The 24,576-nt window shown below is 59.0% G+C and carries 14 protein-coding genes; 2 read left to right on the forward strand and 12 right to left on the reverse strand.

Annotation, left to right across the window (positions count from 1 at the left end; genetic code table 11):
* Window positions 1–19 precede the first annotated feature (19 nt).
* Both I6I72_RS06280 and I6I72_RS06285 read right to left on the reverse strand, forming a co-directional pair.
* Complete coding sequence (locus I6I72_RS06280; RefSeq protein WP_201807703.1) at window positions 20–2,068, reverse strand: YhgE/Pip domain-containing protein; 2,049 nt, start codon at window positions 2,066–2,068, stop codon at window positions 20–22.
* The gene (locus I6I72_RS06285; protein ID WP_080972025.1) at window positions 2,068–4,650 is read right to left on the reverse strand and encodes a YhgE/Pip domain-containing protein; all 2,583 of its coding nucleotides are present in this window, start codon (window positions 4,648–4,650) and stop codon (window positions 2,068–2,070) included. Before I6I72_RS06285 ends, I6I72_RS06280 begins: the two co-directional genes overlap by 1 nt.
* Before the next feature lie 473 nt (window positions 4,651–5,123).
* Between I6I72_RS06285 and I6I72_RS06290 the strand changes: the two genes are divergently transcribed.
* Entirely contained in the window at window positions 5,124–7,115 is a 1,992-nt protein-coding gene (locus I6I72_RS06290; protein WP_201807711.1) for an acyltransferase family protein, read from the forward strand.
* A 21-nt stretch (window positions 7,116–7,136) separates the two neighbouring features.
* Here I6I72_RS06290 and I6I72_RS06295 read toward each other — a convergent pair whose 3' ends face one another.
* The 3 genes from I6I72_RS06295 to gluQRS form a co-directional block, all read right to left on the reverse strand.
* Complete coding sequence (locus tag I6I72_RS06295) at window positions 7,137–7,469, reverse strand: hypothetical protein (protein ID WP_005530369.1); 333 nt, start codon at window positions 7,467–7,469, stop codon at window positions 7,137–7,139.
* Between the two features lie 44 nt (window positions 7,470–7,513).
* On the reverse strand, window positions 7,514–9,070 hold the full coding sequence (locus tag I6I72_RS06300) for a cation:proton antiporter (protein ID WP_049062219.1): 1,557 nt from the start codon (window positions 9,068–9,070) through the stop codon (window positions 7,514–7,516).
* 62 nt (window positions 9,071–9,132) lie between these two features.
* Entirely contained in the window at window positions 9,133–10,065 is a 933-nt protein-coding gene (gluQRS, locus tag I6I72_RS06305) for a tRNA glutamyl-Q(34) synthetase GluQRS (protein WP_034657261.1), read from the reverse strand.
* Between the two features lie 52 nt (window positions 10,066–10,117).
* On the opposite strand from gluQRS, the gene I6I72_RS06310 reads away from it, so the two are divergent.
* On the forward strand, window positions 10,118–11,554 hold the full coding sequence (locus tag I6I72_RS06310) for a hypothetical protein (protein ID WP_049062220.1): 1,437 nt from the start codon (window positions 10,118–10,120) through the stop codon (window positions 11,552–11,554).
* A 54-nt stretch (window positions 11,555–11,608) separates the two neighbouring features.
* Here I6I72_RS06310 and I6I72_RS06315 read toward each other — a convergent pair whose 3' ends face one another.
* From I6I72_RS06315 to I6I72_RS06345, 7 genes are read right to left on the reverse strand one after another with little or no spacing between them, the layout of a single operon-like run.
* Window positions 11,609–12,136, reverse strand: a complete 528-nt coding sequence (locus I6I72_RS06315; RefSeq protein WP_049062221.1) for a hypothetical protein — start codon at window positions 12,134–12,136, stop codon at window positions 11,609–11,611.
* Entirely contained in the window at window positions 12,133–13,146 is a 1,014-nt protein-coding gene (locus I6I72_RS06320; RefSeq protein ID WP_005530376.1) for a TRAFAC clade GTPase domain-containing protein, read from the reverse strand. The genes I6I72_RS06315 and I6I72_RS06320 overlap by 4 nt, the downstream gene beginning before the upstream one ends.
* A complete protein-coding gene (locus tag I6I72_RS06325; RefSeq protein ID WP_049145448.1) occupies window positions 13,146–14,105 on the reverse strand; it encodes a hypothetical protein in 960 nt (319 codons plus the stop codon). Before I6I72_RS06325 ends, I6I72_RS06320 begins: the two co-directional genes overlap by 1 nt.
* Window positions 14,098–15,705 (reverse strand): GAP1-N2 domain-containing protein, encoded by a 1,608-nt coding sequence (locus I6I72_RS06330; protein WP_053086271.1) that lies wholly within the window; start codon window positions 15,703–15,705, stop codon window positions 14,098–14,100. The genes I6I72_RS06325 and I6I72_RS06330 overlap by 8 nt, the downstream gene beginning before the upstream one ends.
* Window positions 15,705–17,945, reverse strand: a complete 2,241-nt coding sequence (locus tag I6I72_RS06335; protein WP_049062223.1) for a hypothetical protein — start codon at window positions 17,943–17,945, stop codon at window positions 15,705–15,707. The genes I6I72_RS06330 and I6I72_RS06335 overlap by 1 nt, the downstream gene beginning before the upstream one ends.
* Window positions 17,946–17,957: 12 nt before the next feature.
* Complete coding sequence (locus I6I72_RS06340; RefSeq protein WP_049062224.1) at window positions 17,958–20,825, reverse strand: hypothetical protein; 2,868 nt, start codon at window positions 20,823–20,825, stop codon at window positions 17,958–17,960.
* Entirely contained in the window at window positions 20,825–24,505 is a 3,681-nt protein-coding gene (locus tag I6I72_RS06345) for a tubulin-like doman-containing protein (protein ID WP_049062225.1), read from the reverse strand. Before I6I72_RS06345 ends, I6I72_RS06340 begins: the two co-directional genes overlap by 1 nt.
* Between the last annotated feature and the right edge of the window lie 71 nt (window positions 24,506–24,576).

A 24,576-nucleotide genomic window follows, 5' to 3' on the forward strand; every position in this document is an offset into this window, starting at 1 on the left:
CGGCGATTCTAATGCGGGGCTACATCAGCTTGGTCTTTGCCAACTCTGCATTGAGGTTAGTGGTGTAGGCGTTGAGCGGTTTGTGCAGCACGATGCCAAGGAAGAGCATTGGGATAATAAAGAGGAGCAAGACCAGCAGCGAGAGCCAGTAATCCGCGTGGTAGACGCCAGCAATAGCGGCGCGGAAGGCGCGAATCGTGTACGTCGCCGGCAACCACGGGCTAATGTTTTGGAACCACTCCGGCAGGAGCTGCAGCGGGTAGGCGCCACCCGCACTAGAGACCTGGATGACGAGCAAGAGCACGCCGAGCGCCTTGCCCGCGTTGGCGAAGGAAACCACGAACGTATAGATGATCATCATGAACACGGTCGAAGAAACCCAGGCTGCAAGCCACAGCAAGAACGGGTGTGCGGGTTCTAGCTGCACGAAGAAGATAAGGCCCAGGGAGAGCAGCGTGGACTGCAGGAAGCCGATCATCGCGAAGATTCCAAAGCGGCCAAAGAAGCGCTGCACCACAGAATATGACTTATCAGTGACATCCGTGCGCAAAGTGACCGCCGTCAGCAGCGCCCCCACCCACAGCGCCAGAGTGGTGTACAGCGGCGCCATACCAGCGCCGAATGCTGCGACTGGGTAGACCGGTTGACGGTCAACCGCAACCGGCGAGGCGATGAAACCGGCTAACGCGTCCGGGTTGGAGCCCACCAGTTTGGCCAGCTTGGAGAAGTCGCCTGTCTTGCGGGCATTGCCCAGCTCGTCTTTGAGCTCACCGAAGCGCTCGCCATCACTGTCGAGCTCCGAGGCCAACGTAGTAAGGGCATCGCGCGCGCCAGTCAGAGTCTCGGTATCGAGGCTGATGCCGGATCCCTGCGTACCAATGTCTTGACCAACTCGCTGTAAGGAGGACTGCAACTGCCCCACCGAGGTGCGCAGTTGGGAGTTGCGGCTTCTCTCAATTGCCTCCTTGGCACGGTCGATGGCAGAGAAGTCCGGTTTCTCGATGCCCGGCGCGTTGGCTGCGGCGACTAGGCGAGAATGCACCGCTTCCTGTGCGGCAATCGCCTCATCCAAGTTGCTGGTCAGCTGGGCGGCCTCCGCAGGCAGCACCGGCTTAACGTCGGTGTTGATACGGTCGCGCAGCCCCTTGTAGGCGTCAATCTGGCCCTGAACCTGCCCCGCCAAGGTGTTGAGCGTTGCTTGCATCGAGGCTCGCGAGGTGGAGGCGGAATCATAAAGGGCATCGATACGCTGGCGGACGACGTCGTAGCTGTCCGCGGTCTGCGAGAGTGCGGCGTCGAGTGATTCGGTCGAAAGGTTCAGCTCGCCGCTCGGCGCATCAAGCGAAGGACGCGGGGCATTCGCAATGCGCTGCGCGCTTTCCACCAGTGGCACCGAAGAGTCCACGAGGCTGGCCATAGAGCGCGCCGTGCGCGCACCGGTGTGCAGCTGCGCCTCAATGCCGTCGGCGCGAGTCTCGATACGTTTGAGGGCCGCTTGCGTATCGCCTTGGTTGAGGTAGTCGTCGAGGGAGGAAATGAGGCCGAGGGAGACGTCGCCAAGCGTGTGCGTAAAGGACTCCGCAATTTGGGAGGAAACACCCTCCGCACCCTGGTTGGTGATCTTCGGCGCCAGCGCGTTCTTCTTCTCGTTGGTGTACAGCGAGATCTCAGTCGGCTTGGCGCCTTCCGCGTAGAAGGTCATCATGTCCGAGCTAAAGTGCTCCGGCAAAACGATGGCGGCGTAGTATTCGCCGGACTTAGTTCCGTCTAGTGCATTCTCCGGATCAGTAATGATCCAGTCCAGCTTGTCGTTGGCGCGCAGCTGCGAGAGCACCTGATCGCCCACGTTCAACGGAACGGGGAAGATATCGCTCTTGTAGCCGGTATCCTCGCTGGCTACAGCGACCTTGAGCTGACCGGTGTTGGAGAAGGGATCCCAGCTGGCCAGCACATTGAACCAAGTAAACAGCAACGGAATGACCACGAGGCCAAAGAGGATGACGGCAGCCATCACGTTCTTGGTTGCGCGACGGAGATCGTCGAGGAAGATTTCACCAATCTTTTTCATTACTCCTCCTCCTCAACAGAAACGGAAGCGGCAGACGTTGCCGAATGCACGCCCTCGCCACGTGCGGCGACAGAATGCTGCAGCTCTTCCTCGTCCAGGTCCACGAGCTCCGCGGACTGAGCCAGGCTCTGCCGCAGGTACTCAAGCGTGACCGCGATGGCCAGAATCACCAGGCACCACAGCGTCCAAATGCCCAGCAGGAACGGCTTCTGCGAAGGAACCAACGCGGCAATGATTCCCAGCACCACCATGCCCACAAAGCCCACCACGGCGGCAATGCGAATCCAGTGCAGATAGTCGTGTTGGCGTTTTTCCAAGTCGGCCGCGAACTCTTCCTTGCCCTGCAACGCCTTGATGACGTCGGCGAAGCGGTAGCCATCACCGACAATCTGCACGTTTTCCGCCGCGATGAGATCCGTCTTGGCCAACTCGCGGTTAAACAGCAGGTTGAAGTGCGCGAAGCTGCGACGGCCGATAAGACCCAGGATGAAGGAGGTCACGAACATGAGCGCGAGCACCGCCATGAACTTCCAGTAGTGCAGCCCATAGAAGCCACCGATGGTCTCACGCATTGCGTCGATGCCGTAGGAGAACGGCAAAAGCGGATAAATCGCACGGAAGAAGGTTGGCATCAGCTCAATCGGGTACAAGCCGGAGGCACCAGGGATCTGCACAATGACGAGCACCACGGCGAGACCGCGGCCCACGTGGCCCAGCGCCGTCGATAGCGCATAGATGATGCTGAGATAGGCCAAAGAGATCAGCATGCCGGTGACCACGAAGCCCACCGGGCTGACGGTCTGCACGCCGATGGCGAGGTCGCCCACGGTTACGATGACGGCCTGCACCAGAACCAGCAAGGCCATCAGCATGAAGCGGCCGAGGTAGGCCTGTCCCACGGTCAGGCGCTTGAAGCCCTCGAGGTCCACCTCCACGCGGATGATGACCATGAGCACGAAGGCGCCAATCCACAGGGAGAGGTTGGTAAACAGCGCGGCCATCGCGGAACCATAGGAGCCCACCGGGTAGACGGGCTCACTCTTGACCTCGACTGGATCGGCAAAGAAGTTGCCGATTTCCTCGGAGTTCAGGCCGGTAATGGTCTGCAGTTCCTTGGTTCGTGAGGTCGCGGTGATGGCTCGCACGTCATCGCGCGCGCCCTCCACGCCTTTCTCAAGGGAAGCCAGGTCGGAGTCAAAGGACCTCACCGCTTCCTGGGTGGCGCCGAGCTGCTTGGCGACGCCGTCGACCAAGCGTTGCGCTTCCTTCATCGTTGCTTTCTGGGTCTCCAGCGTGGCCGAGAATCCACCCACCTTGGAGCTCAAGTTGCTCATTGCGCGGTTAAGCTCGGGAACGGACTTGTCCACAGCATCCGACAACGCCTGCGAGGTCTGCTTTGTGTCCTGCGCGGCCTGGTTGACCGCGTCCGCGGTGGACTTGATGGACTTGGCCGTTTCATTGCTGTCATTGCTGAGCGCCTGCAGGTTGCCCAACAGCTGCTTGTTCGCGGCGTTGCCATCTTCCAGGGTGGAGATGGCGTCGTTCAGTGGGCCCGCTACCGAAGGGGAAATCGCGGGCGAGTTTACAATGCCGCGCAGTTGCTTGATGGACTTGTCGCCAGCAGAGATGGCGTCGTTAGTCTGCTGGGTTGCAGAGTTGAAGCGCGAATTAGCTTGGTCCAGCCGTGCGGTGATGTCGGCGACCGATTCCTGAGCACGGGACGTACCTTCCGCCAGGCCAGTCGCGCCCTCCACAAAGGCTGAGGTTAGCGAGTCAGTGTAGCCGGTGACGTTACCTTGAGCATCGGAGATAATGCCCTGGACGTCCCCCAGCGCAGCCTGCGCATCCGTCATTGCCTGCTCGACGTCGCTTAGCGTCTGCTTGGCGCCCGACATCGAGGACTGGGCGGTGCCGAGCTTATCGCCTACTCGCTGCAGATCGCTGCGTGCCGATTCAATATTGTTAGCGGCCTTATCGAAGGCGCCCTCAGAGCGCTGGCGAGACTGCTGAATCTTGTTCTGGAATTTATTTCCCTCGTCGCGCACGTTGGAGGCCGCAGCCTCGGCTACCTGCTCCTTGAACGCAGAGGTGATTTGCTTATCCAGGCTCGATGCAGCGGTATCGGTGATCTTTGGGGCGATCGCGCTGGCTTTTTCGTTTACACGATACTCCAGGGCCGGCTGGGTGTATTGCCCGTTAAGCGCGCCCAGCAGCTCCGAGCTGAAGTCGGAGGGGATGGTGATGGTGGCGTAGGTATCGCCGCGTTCGAGCGATCTCTCTGCAGCTTCTGCGTCGAGGAACTGCCAGCCCAGCTGGTGGTTCTCGTGGAGCTGTTCTACTACTTGTTTTCCTACGTCGATACGGCCCGTGACGTCAGAAAATCCGCCCTTGTCCTCATTGACAACGGCGACCTTGATGTTTTCGGTTGCTCCGTACGGGTCCCAAAAAGCTGCAATGTTCACCCACGAGTAGAGGGCAGGTGTGATGACCACGCCGATGAGGATGATCCATGCCTTTTTAGTGCGACCGAGACGGGCAATGTCTCGAGTAAAAATCTGCCAAGCGTAACGCACTAAGAACACACTACTCAGCTTTAGACAATCGGGTTAACCAGCGGCTTTATATTTCAAGGCGCGGATGAAATTTACTTCAAAAATTATTTACGCGGGAGTGATTTTGTTCGATTTTCCTAAGTTTCTACCGGCTCCCGCCGCTCGGACTTCCCCGTCAAGCATCATTCCCATTTACCAAGCTCCTAGCCATAAACGGAGTGTAGACTATCACTTCCGGCGTGCAAGCTTGCAGCGGGGCGCAACGAAAATCCCGTAAGCTTGCACCCTCGACTCGTCACTCTCATCAATTTTTGTGAAATGCCGCACATACCGGCGCAATACCCACGATGCCCTAGTGCTCGGCGTACCGAACACGCTGCGCCCCTCCATGCGGCGGGGAGTATTCCGCCCAAAACACCAAAATGTCCAGACAGAGGTTTAAAGTAATGAGGTCTCACAATCCACCCCACCCTTAACTTTGTTCCCTCAGAGGAGAATTCCGGATGCCAAGACCGGTCGATTCACACACGTCATATGTCCCCGCTATTGACGGGCTGCGCACTGTCGCCGTACTCGGTGTTCTGGCTTATCACTTGAATCCTGCTTGGCTGCCCGGCGGTTACTTGGGCGTCGGCATGTTCTTCACGCTTTCTGGCTACCTGATTACCGCCAACCTCATGCGCAGCCACCTGCGCGGCAAGGGCCTGGGCCTGCCAACCTTCTGGTTGCGCCGCTTCCGCCGCCTGGTCCCTGCGGTTGTGCTCATGCTGGCTGTGGTGCTGCTACTGACTATCTTCTTCGATCGCGCGAAACTCAGCGAGACCGGCGGGCACGCACTTAGCGCGCTGTTTTACGTCAACAACTGGCATGTCATCCTGGAAGGACAGTCCTACTTCGACCGCTTCACCGGCCACGCGCCGCTCGACCACATGTGGTCCCTGTCCGTGGAGGAACAGTTCTACCTCTTCTGGCCGCTGGTACTGTTCGTGCTGCTCAAGCTCACGCGCGGCAAGCGCAAACCGCTGGTTGCGGCCACACTCGTCCTCGCCGCGGTCTCTTTCGGCTGGATGGCTTTCCTATTCAACACCGGCACTGACGCCACCCGCGTCTACGAAGGCACCGATACTCGTGCCGGCGGTATCCTCTTCGGCGCCGCACTGGCCATCGCGCTAACCAAGGACAAAGGCTATCGCATCCCGCCGCGCGCCCTGACCATTCCGTGCGCGCTGCTGGGCGCGGTGGGTATCGGCTTCCTCTACTGGTGGCTGACCGACTACTCCCCGCACCTCTACAACTGGGGCCTGCTTGCGCTATCTGTTGCCTCCGTGGCCGTGATCACCGCGGCCTTGGATCAGCGCACACTCTTTTCCAAGTTCTTTGGCCTCGCGCCGCTGCGCTGGATCGGTGAGCGCTCCTACGGCATCTACCTCTGGCACCTGCCCGCTATCGTGTTCATCCCGGAATGGTCGGTGGCGCACCCCATCCTGGTCACCGTCGTAGCCATCGCGCTGGCGGCAATTTCCTGGTCCCTGGTGGAGGACCCGATTCGCCGCAACGGTGTGTTTGCTCCCGTCAAAAACTGGTGGGCTGAGCGCAAGGCTCTGGGCACGCCCCGCCTTGCCCTAGCCGTGCCAGCCACGGTGCTGGCGGCAGTGGTCGCTATGGGCATTCCGGCCGCATGGAACGACACCCTAGGTAAGGAGCAGCCAGCTGGTTCGCAGCAGATGGGCCTGAAGGTCGGCGGTAACGGCCCTGCTAACAAGGCGCCCGCTGCGGCGGCGCCGGAAGAGGCGGCGTCGTCAAGCGCGGATCCTAGCTTCGCAGCCCCGGATCCTTCCCAAGCAGGCAAGACGCGCTGCACCACCGCCATTCACGTAGGTGACTCGACGTCAATCGGCATGTTCTCCGACGACTACATCTCCGATCCTTCGCTCAATGCCCAGGTAACCTACCAAAACGTCGGCGCTCAAGAAGTCGTCGCAGACGTCACCGGCGCCCGCTCCACCGTTGAGGCCCTCGAGGGGAATCAAACCATCCTCGACTCCGTCAACCAGCTGCTGGGCCAGGGCTACGGCGCGGAATCCTGTTGGGTCATCGGCGCTGGCGTGAACGACGCCGCCAACCGTGCCGTGGGCGGTTCCGGCGAGGAAGACTGGCGCGTGGACCAGATCATGCAGGTGCTTGGCGACGCCCCCGTGATGTGGCCGACTGCCAAGACCAACCTGGATTCCGGTGCTTACGCCAACGCCAACATGGCGCCTTTCAACGAGGCCCTGCTGCGCGCACGCGACCGCTACCCCAACCTGGTGGTTTATGACTGGGCCTCTGACGTGCACACTGAGTGGTTCCTGCCGGGCGACGACGTACACTACTCCACCGAAGGCAACGAGAAGCGCGCCGAGTACTTTGCCAAGGCAATCGCGCTGGCATTCCCTACTGACGGCTCCAAGCCGGACAATCAGATCGTGGCCGTGGACTTTCAGCCCACGAACTAAGAAGCTTCTTAAAAGCGCTCGTTAGAAGGCCGGTGGCTCGTAGCCATCGGCCTTTAACCATTCAATATGAGGTGGGGTGTTGTAGCCCCACTCGTTACGAGTCCACAAAAATGCCTCTTCGACTTCGGCCTCAGAGTATTCACCGTCGCGCAGATACTGCTTGAAACCGTTGGGGCCGGGCTCTTTAATCCACAGCCAAATGTAGTCCAACACCGTATGGTCCCCGAGCAGCTCCTGCAGGGACTCCGGCAGGTACTCACGTTCAGTGCGTACGCGGGATTCCAAGTCTTGATCAAAAAAGTCGTACAAGTAGTCCATGCTGTCTTCTAGCTGGGCATACTCAAATGCGTTCATGTGTGTTGCTCCTGTACGAGGCGATGTGGTTCCGGCTGCCCAGCCTAGTGAGTCTTGGTTCCGAGGGTCATACGATCGACTTCTTCGAGCACCTCATCCACGATCATGGGGTTAAAGTTGCGGTCGCGACGCAGGCGCAGCAGCTCCTGCTGCGCACCAGCCAGTGCTACCCGGCGCGCCGCAATGGCGACGTCGCGGGCCTGAATGGCCTTCTGCATACGCGTACTAGCGTCATCGCCGTCTTCGTCTTCACCAAGGCGTTCCTCGAACCACTGCGAGATATTTGCTGCGATCTCAGGATCCAATTCCTGGTACTTCTTCCGCAAGGACTGGATTCCGGCCCTGCGCGCACGGCTGGTGATTTCGGTGCGCATCTTGTCCGACGCCGCCTGCGAGTACGTGGTGAGATCCAACCGCTTCATGAGCCATGGCAGCAGCAGACCTGGAATCACCATGGTCATCACGAGCACGGTCAGCGCGATGACGGAAAGCTCATCGCTGTAGGCGATGGCATCGCTAGGAATGGACAAGACCAAGGCCAGCGTGACCAGCCCGCGCATGCCGGACCAGGTCATGAGGAGGACCTCCTGCAGGCGCAGCGGGGCAAGGCGGGGTTTGCCCCGCTTCTTGTTAATCAGGTAGAAGACCCACATCCACAGCAGGCGTACAACGAAGGCAACCAAGGAGAGCAAGATGCCGACGATGACGGAGTGGCCCAGGTTGGCGCCTGCCTCGTGTACCGCAGTGTTTACCGTCATGCCGATGAGGCCGAAGGCCACGCCGGTAAAGAGCAGCTCGATGGTCTCCCAGAAGGACTGGCCGGAGAGCCTATCCTCGGCCTGGATGGGCGCGCGCGAGTGCAGCTCAACTGCGGCAATCACCACAGCAATGACGCCTGAAGCATGGAGTTCTTCCGCAACAACATAGACAGCGAAGGGAATCACCCAGGTCAGCGCATTGCGGGCCACGACCTCGTGCACTCTGGCAATGAAGATGGAGGCAAGGCGGCCGCTTCCCCAGCCCAGGATTGCTGCGACGACTGCGGAATAGAGGAAGCTCGTGACCGCGTCTGCCCAGGACATGTTCGAGCCATCGGTGACTGCCACGAGCGCGAGGTGGAAAGCGACAATCGACGCCGCGTCATTAAAGAGGCCTTCAGTCTGCAGCGTGGAAATGATACGGCGCGGAATGCCTGCGGGCTCGGCGACTGCCTCCACTGCAACTGGGTCGGGCGGGGCAATGGCGGCGCCGATGAGGATCGCTCCAGCAAGAGAGATGCCCGGCAGGAAAGCATATGCGGTCATGCCTACTGCCATGGTGGTTGCCACCACGAGAAGGACGGACAGGCTAAGAATTGTCATCCACTGTTCCCGGATAACTCCCCAGGAGGTCCTCCTTGCCAGCGCCCACAGCAGCGGCGGCAGGAACACCGGAAGAATCAGGTCAGTGGGAATCGTGAAGTCAGGCAGCCGCGGGATGAACATCGATAACGCGGCAAGGATAGAAAGGAGCGCTGGCCACGGCAGACCGAGTTTGTCACCTACTGCTACAACGATCACGGTCAACAACATCAAACCGATTAGGACCAGTAGCACTTCCACTCAAATCACTCCGAACACGACCGTATAATTTAGTTACTTCTTTAACAATAGTCCGCGCTTTATTAATGAATCGAAGAGTTGATCCAGATATAGGGCTCAGTCCCCACTGAGCTGGGATCGAACTGGTCCAGGAGCTCTGCCGCACTGCGTGTCTCATAGCCTAGGGATTCGGCCATGTGCGCCACGACGTCGCTTGGGCTCTGCTCTTCGAGCAGCTGCCGCAACGTCACCGCCCCATCCCTCTTTGAAAGGCGCTTGCCTTCCTCGTTCAAAACGAGCGGAACGTGGACGAACTCGGGTGCCGGTTGACCCAGCAAGGAGGCCAAGTACGCCTGCCGCGGTGCAGAGCTCAACAAGTCATCACCGCGCACGACTTGATCGACGCCTTGATAAATGTCATCGACCACTACCGCCAGGTTATAAGCCCAGTCCGTATCTGGGTTAGCAACGTCGGCCACCAGCCCGCCGCGGCGCAGGATGAAGTCATCCACGTCTCCGGTGTAATCCCCATGCAATGCGTCATGGATGGTGAACTCGGAGACCTCTGCGGCAAGCCGCAAGGAAGGCACGCGCCCTGCGGCCGCGAGCTCAGCGCGCTTAGCTTCTTTCTCTGCGCGCGTGAGATTGCGGCAGGTTCCAGGGTATTGCCCGGGGATGGCGTGCGGGGCGCGCGAGGCTTCCTGAATGTCCTTGCGGGAGCAGAAGCACTCGTAGTGCGGAAGCTGGCGCAGAGCCTCGGCATAGGCGGCATAGCGATCCTGTTGGCGGATGACTTCGCCATCCCAATCGATGCCAAGAGCCTGTAGATCTTCCAGCTGGCGCTGCGCCGACTCCTCCGATGAGCGTTGGGTGTCAACGTCCTCGACTCGGACCACAAAGCGCCTGCCTGTAGAACGGGCAAACAGCCAAGCCAACAGGGCGGTGCGCAGGTTTCCAAAATGGAGATCCCCAGAGGGGCTCGGGGCGTAGCGCCCCGCGGGGGTGTCGGTTTTCATGGACTCTAGTGTACGAGCGAAATTTGTCTCCTCCTGCACTAAAATCTGTCCCATGCCTACCGACGTGACATTCCCTCTCCTCGATGCCGAGCGCGCAGCAGCACTGTTGGATTCGGCAAAATTGTTCTCTCCCGAAGATGGCTTCCCCGCTTCCGAGTTTGAAGAGATAACAGCAGGTATCGACCGAGTTATTGTGGATGGTCGCTTCACCGGCGCAGTTGAAGACGCACAGCCTGCCGCCGATCTCCTAGAAGCGCATAGCTTGCTTGTCGCCTCCCTACTCGATGATTCCGAGCCGATTGACTCAACCAATGGCCTACTCATCGCTGGCATCGGCATCCTAACGGGTAAGCCTGATCTAGCAAGCCGCGGCTACGCCCTCTTGGCCGATGAGTTCATGAAACTCGAGGAGTTTGAGAACGCCCGCGCCTTCGGGGAAAAGGCCGCATTTGCAGGCAACAGCTCCATTCTCACCGAGCTCAACGAACTCGAGAAACGCAAGGCCACCGAGCAAGCTGAAAGAGAAGCCGAGGAAACAGCCGCCGCTCAGGCGGCAGCAGCGCCTGAAACTAACATCCACCCAGTTGCTACCCCGGGGGAAACGACAGACTCTGATGAGGCTGGGGCGCAGAGCCTCGCACAAATTTTGGCTGGCCTGCGCACACGACTCGACGCTGCCAAATCTGGCGATGCCCAGTCACACGCGTCCGAGTTCGTCGCTATCAACCATGCGGTCCTAAATTCTGCCTTTGCTGGCCCCTTGCAGGTCACAGCCCCCACCACAAGCCTCGATTCCAGCGCAAACACGGAGCTAAAAGAGGCACTGACTATTCTCCTCGAATCCGCAGTTGGCGCGTTGTGGGCTTCCACTTCGGATGAAGCCCGCGAAGTCGTCGCTGAGGAGTCTTACAAGATCCTGCGCCGCAACCACAAGCGGCGGGAATACCTCGAACTCCCCATCGCCATGTTGGCGCGCTTCTACGAAGATGCAGCCCGCAATATCACGGACCCCTCCGGAATAATCCGCGCCCAGTTCTACGCCGATGCCGCCCAAGAACACGCCCGTGACGGCAACGAAGAACGCGAGCTGGAGATGCTACTCAAGCAAGTAGTTCTTGGTCTCATGCAGTCTGACCTTAGTGAAGCGCACGATATCCTCGCCTCCCGCTACGTCAGTGCTCTCAAGCACACGGGGCTTTCCGTAGCCGCTAAGTGGACCGTGCTGTTTTCTGAGACGCTGCGCACTGAGGCAAACAACCTGTACAAATCCACACAGATCCTGATGGACTTCCTCGAGCGGCACCCAGTGGAGCTAGCCCAAACCCCCGCCGACTTCAATGGTCTCGGCGAGGTCGCCGAGCTCTTGGGAGATCGTTATGCCCTCGCCAACGACGCGGATAGTGCACGCCAGCGCTACCACTTTGCCTACAACCTCTTCTCCGCCGCCGGAAATGACGACGCCATGGCATCCCTGGCCAAGAAGGCCTAGCGGCGAGTCATCTCCTCATGCCAAACTGCGCACGTGCTGTTCGCTTACAAGCATCTAGCTCGTGAAGCCAAACCATTCCTTATTGCTTGGCAGCCACAGCAGCACAATGGCCACGATTGCGGCCAAGGAAATAGGCCATACGTGCGGTAACACAATCATGAGCACCACCAGCGCTAGGACCGCAGAAAGCCAAATGCGCGCTTTATGCTGCGCATGCAACACGTAAACGCTCAGAGCGCACAACGCAACCACGACGATGGAAAGCACAACACCCAGCTCAGTAGCCAGTCGCTCGATGCGATTCAGGGATTCCGACACCCGCTCCGAAGCCACGAGCTCGAAGACGTAGTACACAATGTAGGAGGAGATGCCGAGGACGATGAGCGCGGTAATCTGCAGCGTCCACGGCGCGCGCCACGCGCTCATGTCTGCGGCCTTGCGCTTTACCTGCTCCTGCTCGGCTACCTGCCCAAAGCGGTAGTCGCTGAAGGGCGCAGCCGGCGCCCCAAACCCCTGGTTACTCTGCCCTCCTTGTGGCGGATAACCGAACTGTTGATTGCCCCGCGGGCTGCCGAAAGTCACTGCACATCATCCTTAAACACACCGCGGCTGCTGAGCATCCAACGTAGAGGATCAAGAACGCGGAACGGCGCGATGCCGCTACGCGCCAGCTGCCGGCCAGTTGGCGCCTCGCCCAATGCAGAGACCGCAAAGTACTGGCGTCCATTCTGGCTGATGTTGTTGACCATATTGATGAGGTCGTTGGCCTTAAGGAAGCGCAGCAGCGAGTCAACTTCGTAGCTCAAGATGGTGGCATCATCGAAGTAGAAGTTCCAACCGGTGTCACGACGGAACGCGGCACCAGTGTTGCCCATGATTTTGGCCCACTGCGTATTCGGGTTCTGCTCGAGCTTCTGGATCGTGTCGAACTTAGAAATCGTCACCGCCAGCGGTGGTGGGGAGTCCTCGCCCATGAGGGTGATGAGGTTCTCCAGCACGCGGGTTGGTTCCGCACCCAGCTCGCCGAAGTCAGGAACCAAACCGTGCAGGTAGTCACGGATCTCTCGCTCGCGGAGCGGGTCGAAGAGGAAAATCACGAGGTCCGCGTATTTGAAGAAGGACAGCGCCTCACGGTCATCCTCACGCTCCGGCAAGTTCTCCAAGTCCTCACCTGCGACATCGCGGAACACAAGGTAATTCGTGCGCATCGTGCCTTCAGGATCTGGCCACTGGCCAAGATCGAAGATAAGCGGGTCACGCTGATACGCGTCCGTAGCCACCGCGCTCGGAGTTGGGTCCATGCTCTTCATTTCCTGGAAGAGCGGCTGCTCGTACTTTTCCTGGAAGCGCTGCTCCGTGGACTGATCCGCTGCGAATACGGAGTGGTTGTGCTTATGCGCCAGCTGCTTGAGCTGCTTGACCATAACGGCGGTATACAGAGACTTTCCGGAGTTACGAGCACCTGCCATGGCCACGCAATGGGTCACGGATTCGGTCCAGTTGGGCAACAACTCACGGTTGTTATACGGGCTGACGGTAGCGCCTTCTTCCAGTGGACGGAACGTCCACGGACATGCTGCCAAGCTAGCCATTAGTACTCCTCCTTGAGCATCTCGGCGACCTGATCTGACAGGCGTGCCAGGTCCTGGTTGAACTCGCTCCCCTGCTTTTCAACGGCCTCGGCGTCAATAACAACGAAGGCCACCGCGTGGTCCCCTGCAGTTACCTTGGCAAGTTCGACCTCTTGCTTAGCGATCGGGCTGACGACGATAACCACCGAAGGAATATCGCCTTTCAGTATCTGCGCCGTTGGACTATCAGTGACGTAGATAAACAGTGAGGAATTCGCAGAGAGATCCTCGCTGCGCCAACGGCGTTGACCCACGCGGTCAGCACCGGCTTCGATGACGCCACGGATGAAGTTGCGCAATTCGCTCACCACGTGCTGGTCAGTGCGCTCACGACCATCGGTTGCGATGAAGCCACTGAAGGAATCAGCGAGGGCATTGATGTACTTAGCCACCAGATCGAGCGCCTCATTGTTGACGTTGACCTGCATGGACGAGGAACTGTCGATGATTGCCGTGGCGTTCTTCAGCTCGGCGTCGTTCACCGCGGCACGGCGCATCTTGGAACGAACCTCACGCGCGGAGTCGGTAATACCCACGCCTTCAGAAGAGCCGAAGGCATCGAGGCGGAGGCGTCCACCTTCAGCGGTGAGCTCAGCCAGGCGTTCCGAGCTGTCCTCAGCACCATCGATAAGCACACGCGGAAAGCTAACGGTGTCCTCGCCATTGGAAATGCTCAAGCGGATTTCGGTGCGCTGGCCGTAGGTTGCTGCCTCAGACGGCTTCACCTGAATCGTTGCGCGTTCCGTGATGTTGTGGATGATGTAGTACATCTTGTCGATGCGACTAAAATCCGCACCTTCACCAATGATCTCCAGCTCAATCCTCGCGCCACCTGCACCAATCTCGAAGGCTTCGACACGAATGCTGTCATTCATAGAAATGGAGCGGGAATCTCCATCCTTCAAAGTGTATTTAGCCATAGTCTTCTACCTTCCGTTGGCTTTGGACGTTGCGAGCAATCTCTTCAGCAATTTCCTTGATGAAGCGACCCAGATCGCTTTGGGAACCGATACCCATTCTGCACCGGTCTAATTTGATGACCCCGGTAAACCGCTCAACCACGAGAGCACGCGCTTGCGCGATTGTGTCGTCGTCGAGACCTCGCAATATTTCGCGAACGAGGAGCTTATAAGGCGATTCGAACAGCTGGACCCAGGAGGCAATTGCCGCAGCCAAGGCGAGGGTGTAGTAACCCTCTGGGTAACAGGAGCGATCCAGAATCGCGAGGTGAATAGCACGGCCACGGTTGGCATTCAGGTACTCCAGCCACCACGCCGGATCGTAGTTATATAGGTGCTTGATTTCTTCCTGAGTCAGCGGCGGCACCCATGCATTGGCACGCGGAGGTGCGCTTGGCGACGCCCGGTGTTCCACCGGTGGGTGCACCGGCGCCGGGTTCACTGGAACTGTGGACTCTGGGGTCTTAGGGGTCTCTGGCGCCGGATTGACCGGCGTAGGAGCAGCAGAGACGTCAGCAAAAGGATTGTGGTTCGTTGCGTTATAGGAACCGAGTGGCTGCTGCTCTGCAAATCCGGTCGGCTGCGGTGACCGCGGAGCCTCTGACAGGAATGGTGAAGCTTCAGCGGCCGGAGCTTGTGGCTCGCCAAAAGGGCGCGACTGCTCCGCCACCGTGCTTTGTTGCGGCTGCACGGCAGAGTCATCATAGGCGCTGATATCGGGCAGGGACGCGCCCAGAACAAAGACGACCGGGTTACCTGGGATAGCACCGGCTTTAACCATCTCCATCAGGCGTAGCTTTTCCCTTTCCGGGACGACGACCATGGTCGAAGCGCCCAGCGGCAGCTCAGCGATACCCGCTGGCTTTTCAAACGTGGAGTACCCGAAGCCTTGCTCGCCGACCTCGCGGGCGGTTGCGGCAATCCACAATGCCGCCTGATTTTCTGGTGCAACGAGTACCACTAGTGACTTCTTCTTGGAAGAAAGCACCTGCGCCATGGCACTGACCAAACGTGCGTTGTAGCCGGTGTCCGGATTGGGGGTCACGGACTTAAATGGCGCCGGAAGAGTGGCAGGTTTTTGGAATTCGCCAGCCAGAAAGTCGTCGATAAGTGCATCAATAGCCAGCGGGCCCTTGCGCACGATCTTCTCCGGGATTTGTACCTTGTCCACCTCGAAGATGGAGAAAGGAGTGGGCACGTCTGGGGAGAACAGTACCTGGGCTGGCGCCGGCGGAATTCCGCCGTCCGTCACGCAGGTGTACGTGAACACATTTCCACCGCGTCCCGTGGCATCGATTCCCGCCGGAACGGAGACCATGGTGACCCACTTCTCGCCTTCCTCAGTCAGCGTGAATACAGCGGTACGGTGCACCAGCTCTGCACGCTCCTGCGCGGACGGAAAGTCAGGGATGCGAGTTCCAGTGTTCAGCGTGGTCGGGACATAAGTGATGAGCTCCTGGAGCTCTTCTGACGAGATACCGCCAACCTTGGAGCCCACTCCCCAACCACCGGCACGGCCGTTTCCGCGGGAAAAGGACGCGTAGCTAAATGCGCCGCCCATTACTGCTGCCCCTTCTGATAGTCGTCGAAATCAACCGGTTGCTGGTTAAAAGCACTCGCCGGGAAGAACAAGCGGTTAGCCACGTTGCGCTCCACCACGACGGCCTTGTCATTCTCCTTGAATTCAGAATTGAACTCCGACGAGTCGAATCCACTCTGGTTGAAGGAATTAAACACGTCGTTGCTTCCCATCCCAAAGGAGTCGAATCCGCTGTCCATCGAATTGAAACCATCAACCGCGAACAAGCGCAGGTAGCCACCGCGCAGCGTGCGCTCATCGAGCTCCACAACAAAGTCGGGGTTCTGGAACGTGCTTTGTCCCAGTCCCTGGCTTGTGTACGTCGCCGTATTGGTGCCGGAGATTTTCAGCGGGTAACCATCCTCAGCGTAAAGCGGAAGGCGCTCTGGGTTGTAGACAACCTGGCAAGAAAATGGGCGCTTGTCGCCGCTGTCCAAGCTCGAGAGGTAAACACCAACTTGGCGAGTCGGGAAGTCATACAGGATGTCATACGTGACTGTCCGCAGTCCCGCGTATTCCAGAATGCGCTCCTCAGCCTCGGTACGCTCGCCTGCGTACATCGCGTAAGGACGCAGACGCACGCGGTCACTGTGGCGCTCCAGGTTCAAGCGGATGCCGCCCTGCAGCTCGTAGTCTTCCTCACGCACCGTGCTCGTGCCGCTGTTGGTGGTAACTTCCACCATGGTTGCGCCCAGTGGCCAGTTGAAGGAGATGAGCTGGCTGTCCACACGCTCGATGAGGCGGACCTCATTCTCCGCGATGGGCAGGACGCGCTGCAGAACCTTTGACTCGCCCACCCAAGCATCAGCTTCGTTGAAGTTCACCGGGGTGATGTACACCTCGTACCAATCCGGGGGCCACGCCACCGTGGTGTTTTGCGGCGAATCCGGTTGAGCAACGCCGCGCGTCTCAGTCACGGCGTCAGCAAACGCGTTCTCCACGTAGGACTTATCGATGGCCTTGGTACGCAGCTCCGGCAGCGGCGCATGCGGCGTGAGATAGATCTTGACCTCGCCGGTCTTTGGCGAGCGCCAATCGATGTCGATATTGTCATGACCTTCGACCGTGACACGCTCGCACCGAGTAATGGTCATCTTCTCGAGCTCACTGGCCAGCTTCACACGGTGCTGGACCGCGGCTTCATTAACGCTCGTCAACGTGTTGCTGCGGAACTGCGCCTGCCCCAGCAAAGACACGACCATGGTCTGGCCGGCTTCCTGGACGCGGATCGTAGCCTTGCGTCCACTGGCCTCAATGTCCTGCTCAAAGCGTGGGGAAAGCTTGTCACGCTCGTTGTCTTTGCACGCATACACGACGGCGCCCTCATGGCCATCGAGCAAATCCCAAGAGACCTGAATCGCGCCTTTGATGGTGGTGACCTTGACGTTGACCGGCGGGTAGATCACCGCGGTCTCGCCCATGAACACCGGTTGCGCACTGATGATCTCCCCAAGGTCTTTGCCCTTGTACGCCCACACCGAATAGTGGCGCAGGCCCGACTCGCCTGGGTTATGGTCACGGTATGCGAAGCCCTCAGTGATCATGAGAGTCTCGCCCGCCTCTGGCGACTCGATCATCTCTTTGTCATCAGCTACCACTCGATAGAGAACCATTTCTCCTGGCTGGCACTCCAGCGGCTCCCACCAGATACGCACGGGGTGGCGCGCATCGGAGCTCTCCTCCACCGACGGTTCGTAGCCGTACGCTTCTTCCTCCGGTATGTCCGACTGGGGCTGTGCAGCGGGAATCTCAATCTCGTAGTGCATCTCTGGGGCAACCCAGCCCGCAGCCTGGCGGCCTTTATAGGGCACTTTAAATGCAGATGCAGGGAGATTGGTGTAATCATCCTCGTTAACTTGGGTGCGAGAATCCTTTGCCGCTTCCAGTTTTGCCAACTCTGCTGCCCAGTCAAACACTTTTTTGGGCTTCTGTGGCTGAGGTGATTCGTTGTGGGGGCTCATATCTTTAATCTCCGAAGTCTCGGACTGGATAAAGTTTCCGGTAACCTCGGCCTGTGGCTCCGGGTTGAGGTTGCGCGCAAAAAGCTCTGGATGCTCCACGCTCTCACCGCTAAAGACTGCTGCGATTTGCTCAGCGAACTGAGCAAACTCAGGCGACAGTGCGTTACGTACGTCGTCGGCAGTAACGCTGCGCATCGCGTGCAAAGGCATCAGCTGTGAGAGCGGAATATCCGTGATCTTTGCTGGCTGGGATTGCGTCATCTTTCTTCGCTCCTAGAACGTATCGTCCAGATCATCGAGCGATGGTGGCTGCTGCGATTGACCGAAACCAAAAGGATTTGCGGTATTGCTGGTCTCATTTCCAAAGCTGTATCCAGGCTGAACCTGAGAAGCATTATTGAAAGAATCGATGTGATCAGTGTCATCGAGATCGCTCAGCGCATCCTCGAAGAACGCTGATGGCACCGCTTCCTCCAGCCGCTCTTCCTTCGGCACCAGGTACTTGAAATCCGTGATGCGGCCGAACTGGACCACAGTGAGAGAACGGGAGAGCTGGCTGGTCAGCTCCGTATTGCTGTCCACCTCAATAGTGCGCGTGTAGTCAGGGTCAATCTCGGTGTAGCCTGCCGAAGCACCCAGGGTGGTCAGGGCCTCGTTGCTGAAGGCCTGCATTGCCCCCTTCTCTTGGCTCATACCCGCCAGGAACTGCTCTGTGGACTGCGTCTGACGACGATTCTCATCCAAGAAGGTCACCGAAGACAGGTAGTGCTGCAGCCTGCCAGCCATCCGCGGATTCGTAATCACGTTGTGCCAGACCTGCGGCTTCTCATCACGGGAAGCCATGAGTGGGTGATCTAGGTGGCGTGAGATGAGGTCGAGCTGGGTGTTAGAGTTTTCGCCGCGCATGCCCCACATAGCGCTGAGCTGTACCGAGCCTTGGCCTACTTGATTGCGCTCAAAGACAGAGTTCATGTAATCGACGAGCGAACGCAGGGACTTGTGCGCCCAGTCACGTAAATAAACCTGGGAGCGAATCTCCTCAGCCATGCGGTTGGTTTCATCTTCCGAGACCTGCGCTTGGCCGATTCGCGCGTTATCCGGCAAGCCAGACTCTGGGGTACGCAGGTGATCACTCGTGGTGGACTTAAGCCCGAACGGTGCGTAGATGGCACGTCCAAGGATTGCGGACCAGCTGAGGAACTGGCTGTAAGCGTTGAGGATGCGGTCGACGTCTGCAGCTGCTGACACGATGTTGCGCGCGGCAATCTCCTGGTTCTGGCGGTTGAGCTTTTGCCTTTGCACGTAATCGTAGATTTCGCGCTGTGCTTTGGTGAACATCAGCCACGTCAACAAAAGGAAGAGGATGATCGAAAGGATCACGCCAAAGGTGGTCCACCGCCAATCGAGAGTGAGCATGCCATCCCAGATCTTCACGTCTGGGTTGTAATTGGCCAAGCACATGTAGAACAGCACGACCAGAACAAGAGTCAGGATGCCCCACGACGCACGCAGCTTGTTCGTGAGTCGTCGATTTTCATCGTTGAAGTCGCGCACAGCAAAGCCTTTTTCTTCCTCGCGCAGCCTGCGTGCTTCCGTTTCGTAGAAATCAACGCGCTGGCGAGCGACACCAAGACGCTGTGCCAAGCCAGTACCGACCTTCCAGGCGAAGCTGTTTTGGTTCTGATTGCGCCACGCAGCGAATTCCTGTTTCTTGCGGTTAACTTCCGTGTTCTGCGTGACCTGGCTGGTCCAGTCCAGGTCTGCTGCGAACTTCTCAGCCGCAATCGGGTCGAATGGGGCCACCTTAGCCTCGGACTCGTTGTTGTAGCCCACGGTGCGGTGCATCAGCGGATGGAAACCAAGGAAGGAGTTGCTCATGTCTGGCACGGACTGCTGCCCATACTGCACGATCAGGACTTCCTGTTGGCTGCCCTTCTGCGGGGTGAAGGTGGCGTCTTCTTTCCACTGACCATCAACCAAACCAAGGGCGAAGTCGTGGTAGGCCTCCCACATACCAGACAGCTGCGGCACCTGGCCGATGTCGAATTGCACCTTCTGCGCCTCAGCCAGGGTGCGCTGGTTCTTCTGCTGCATCTGCTGAATAGACACAGCATTGCCCTTACCAGAGTGGCCATCCAGAACGACTTCCATGTTGGAATTCTGGCCATAGAGTAGGTTCTGAAGGAAGCCCGCGGTGGCACTGTTGACCGTGCCACGGTGGCTGTTGACCCAATCCTGCGGCTTGCCGATGACCGTGGCCCAGTACAGGCGCAGGTTATCGCGCAGGGCAGCCCATGCGCTGACCTTCTGCGTCTTAGGCGACTCCAACGGGATTTCAGGGGACAGCAGCGAACTCCCGTGCATCGCGAAAAGCGTGTCGGAGTAGTACTGAGTCAGCCTCGCTGGATCAGTGACGCGCTCGGCATGGCTGTTGTTGCGCAGCTGCGGGCGCGGTAAGGGGCGGTTCGGATTGAACACGCGATCCTTGACCGCGTTCTCAACCGCGCTGGCGTCGATGGTGCGGTGAAATGCACGCACCAAACGGAAGTTCTCGCGGTTGCCCGTCTCCATGAGGCGGCCGGTGTCTGGATCAAACACCGCAGCCTGCGGCATTCCGCGCCAGAGGCCGAAGATAGATGCCACAGCAGGCGCAGCAAACTGGGCCAGTTCAAAGCCATCCTCAGTACGCGGAATCGGGCGAATACGCGTCGACGAAGGAGTGCCGCCCTCTTCCGGGGAGAGCACCAGGTTCTCCCACACCTGCAAGGGCTCGATGTGAACGTTGCGCAATGGCAACGCCGAAAGCAGGAGGCGCACTCGCTGGTTGGATGCCTGCACGATGCGGGAATCTACCGCGGCAGCCCACTGCGACAACGCCTCTGGTTGCAGGGGTTGCGCCTCATCCATCGAATCGAGAACCACCAGAAGGATGTCTCCTTCGTGGCGATGCAGGGCGTCGTCAAGCGTGGAAATGCGTGGCGTGCCCTCCGCATCGAAAGAGCGCACTACTGCAGCTGACGTGGGGTGGGTGTAGTCCACCCACATGAAGTTATCCAGCAAGCCCACTGCACGCAGGTCGAAAAGGCGGGAACGAATCTCATCGGCCGTGGCGCCGTGTCCAAAGAACAGTACGTTAGTCATTAGAAGGTGTCATCCAAGTCGGTGAGGTTGAATTCAGGCTCAAAGCGCGGGGTCTGGCTGGAAGAATCCCGGCTCGCGGGAGCCTCAAAAGTATCGGGCGTTTCAGCGACAGTCTTTGCCTGGCCCAGCAAATCGCGGATACGCTGCGCCATGACGACGACGTCCGGTGCAAGGTCGCGGTAGTACGGCGTAGCGGAGGCGATATCGCGGCGGCGAATGTTTGCAAATGGTTTGTCATCCATGCCTTGGCCCGGCAGAGAATTCATTCCACCCGGAATGAAGTGATCGGCGCCGCGGACGAACTTATCGAGCTTCGCAACGAAGGATTCATAACGATCCTGGATGCCGAGGCCGACGGCGTCGCGGCGGCCCGGCACCTTGCCATCGCGCAGGAACTTAGCCAGACGGTGGACCAGTGGGTGCGTCGAAGCACCGGAGTGCGCAAAGTCCTGGCCGTCGTCGTAAAGCCCGCGCAGCAACTGGTACGGGTACATGGAAGAGGCAAAGCCGTATGCGCCATTCTTTTGTACCTTCGCGTAGGCGATGAAGATGGACTCAAGCACAGAAGACATCCAGTCGGACTTCTTGACCATACGGCGCGGGGAAATCAGCATCGGGTTCGGGAAAGGAACCCAAGCATTGACGCCACCTGGGGTGTCATCGAAGATGTGCGCCGCGGCCTTGTCGGTGTCCTGATCGGAGATGTAGATGAGGCCGGTGATGCGGCCGATGATCCATCCTGCCACCATGGCCTGGCGCTCCGTCTCGGTGATCGGCAGAGCGGCAGCTAGCGGGCGTGTGCGGCGCTCCGACCAATAAGAGCCATCGAAGTTTTCTTGCTTGTCGATGTCCTCGGCGATGTAGCCGAACATGGAAGAAAATACGATCGGCGAGTAGTTCGGGTAGGAACCAAAGATTTCGATGTGCTGGACCTGCTCAGACATGTTGAGCGAGTTGCGCAGCGCTACCTGGGATGGCTCATCGATGGAAGACGTGCTCAGGATGCTGCTCAGGCGTGGGACAATGCCAGTCTCTTCGTTCCCCAGCGCTTCGAACGGAATGTCCGAGAAAGAGTAGGTGTACTGGACGTCCTTGCCGTGGATGCGCTGGACCATGTCGCTGGACACGGCAGCCAACGGGCGGGCGTAGCTCAGCGCCATCTGGAAGGCACTGACGAAGCGATCGATGCGCTGGCTATGCTCAACCTCGTTGATATCTGGGGTAAGCGTCAGGTAGCTGCGCAGATCCACTGAGTTGAACTTGTGGAACTCGTAGTCGCGGCGGTTGATCCAATCGCGAGCACGTCCCAGCAGGTCCGCCGGGCGGATACGTGCACGGTACTGGGCACGCTGCAACTCACGAACCTCGCCAGTCTGTGGGTGACGGGACAGGTACTTGGAAACCCAGCCGGCGCGGTTGCTGTACTCATCGTTAGTGCGCTTTTGCGGTGCCAAGGTGTTATTCGGAGCCTTGTTGGCATCCAGGGAATCCCACTCACCGCGAATAACCGCGCGGACCGCAAACGGGTAAGCCTGGTCATAGTGCTGAACGTGGGAAGTGGCGTGCTGGCCCTGAATGGTGCGCAACATCTGGTCCTGGTAATCGGTGATAAACGCGTTGACGTCAGTCAACATGATCTCGTTCTCGGCGCCCTTAAAGCGGGACTCAACGACCTCGTCTACCTCCTCCGGCCATGCGTTGACCTCGTTGGTGCGAACGTCAGCCAGCTTGTTGGTCTCCGGACGCGACTGTGCAGCCTTCTCCAAGACCTCGTGGGCATCCTTCAGCTCGCGCTTGAGGTGGAAGAGATTCTCATCCGCGTAGTCCTGCAGAACATCTTTCAGGTAGTGCGCCATCGCCATGAGGAAGTAGTCGTAGAACTGCTTGTGATAAAGGCCCAACAGGCCATTAACGATGGGGGCTGGGTCCGTCATTTGGCCCTTGCCGGTCAGCGGACTCAGAATCGGCTCGGAGCCTTGCGGCAAAGCCAGAACGTTGGTGCCGATGCTGAGGAAGCGATTAGACAACTCGTTCAGCTGCGGCATCAGACGGTCGCCGCTAGTGAGGGCGTCGCTGAGTCGGTCCAAAACCTCGCGGACGTAAGGAACACCGACTGCAGCAAGTTCGCTTTCAACGGTCTCAAGAACCCTGTCAGAGAAGAAGTTTGCATAGCGGTACGCGGTGTCATACGCGGACTGCTGGAGCAGACCAGAGATGTACTGCTGGTTTTGTGGGTCGTTCAGGTTCTGGATGAGCTCGCCACGCCACTCGTCTACCTTGCGGCCCTCGCCGATAGGAATGAAGTTACGCAGGTTGCGCACTGCGTTTTCCGCGGCGGGCTGGGCCATCATATTGAAATTGGCCATCAGCCAGTTCCAGGTAGTGTTGATATCAATCGGAGCGCCCGTTGCCCAGTTAGGGTCCAGAGTCATCTCCTGGAAGCGAGCAGGTAGACGCTCATCGAGGCGCTTAGCAATTTGTATCTCGCCAGCTTCCGGATTGGCCTTGTCAAGGTGGCCGTTGAGCAAACGGTCGAAAGAACTACGGGCCAGGCGCTGTGCGGAATACTCAGCGAAGCGGTCACGGCCCATGGAAATCTGTGCGTACCCCAGAGAGCCCCAAGGCAAGCGTGCCCACGGCGTACCGCCCTGGGACTGATCACGGTCCCAACCGAAGAAACGGCGGCCGCCGTCACCGGATGGGGTGTTGGTCAGTGCGTAGGAAACCAGGTTGTCAGAGGCACGGGTCGAGGTCATCAAGCCGGCCAGCGCGCGGCCCAGGCCACGGTAGACGGACATCGCGGAGCCATCGCCGAAGCGGGAGCCGGTTGTGCCCATCTTGGAACCGATTGGGAAAATACGGCCGAATGTCGGACCGTCCGGCGGGGTGCCCATGTCGAAGGCCTCGAAGATGGCGCGGTCATGCGCGGTGGAGTTGCCCATCTGGGAAGCCACAACCTCGCCGAACATGGCCAGGGAATTCGGCCACGCACCGGCCATGTCCTCTGCCTTGTTGTCGGAGAAGATCTCCGGGGTGTACATGAAGACCAGCGTGCTGGTGGGATCGAGATTCTTGATGGTGGTCAGAACGCGGCAGACATCCAGGAACATCGAAGCGCCTGCGCCGCCTGCCATGGAGGAAACAACCAGCACAACCGGCGCGGAGGAACCAGTATCGGTGCGCTTCTTCGACTGCTTGTAATTGAGCTCGTTGAGCTCCTGGATAGCTTCCTGGGTAAACATCTCAGACACCGCCGCGTTCAATGCGTTGCGGATGTCCCTCAGGTGGCGCAGGGTCAGGATACGGCCGATGGCGCGGTACTGGCCGGCGCCGTCGGCAAGCTTCGTGTCATTCGATTGCGGCGTACGCGAAGCCCACGTGGCGATCTCGCCCAGCTTGCCGGAGCGGCCCAGCGTTTCAGAGATACCCGCGTCGAACTGGTTGTAACGCTGTCGTGAACCGATGCCGACGTACTGGCCACCGCTCTGGGTAACGTTCGGCAGCTTCTGCGGGCCAGCCTCCTCTTCGAGGGGCACATCGATGTTCACAAACTGCCACGCCTTGGGCAGCTCGGTAATGTCTGGATCGATGGTGCGCAGCTCCGCCTTGAGCTGGTCCATGATAAAAGCCAAGGTCTTGGCGCCGGAGCCACCGCAGCCAACTACGAGGAACTTCTTCATCTGCTCTTAAAACCTTTCGGGATGTCTCTTTAAGTGTTCAACTTGTGCGTTCTGCTTGCGTTCTGGTTCGG

The sequence above is a fragment of the Corynebacterium striatum genome, assembly GCF_016728105.1.
Lineage (GTDB): Bacteria > Actinomycetota > Actinomycetes > Mycobacteriales > Mycobacteriaceae > Corynebacterium > Corynebacterium striatum.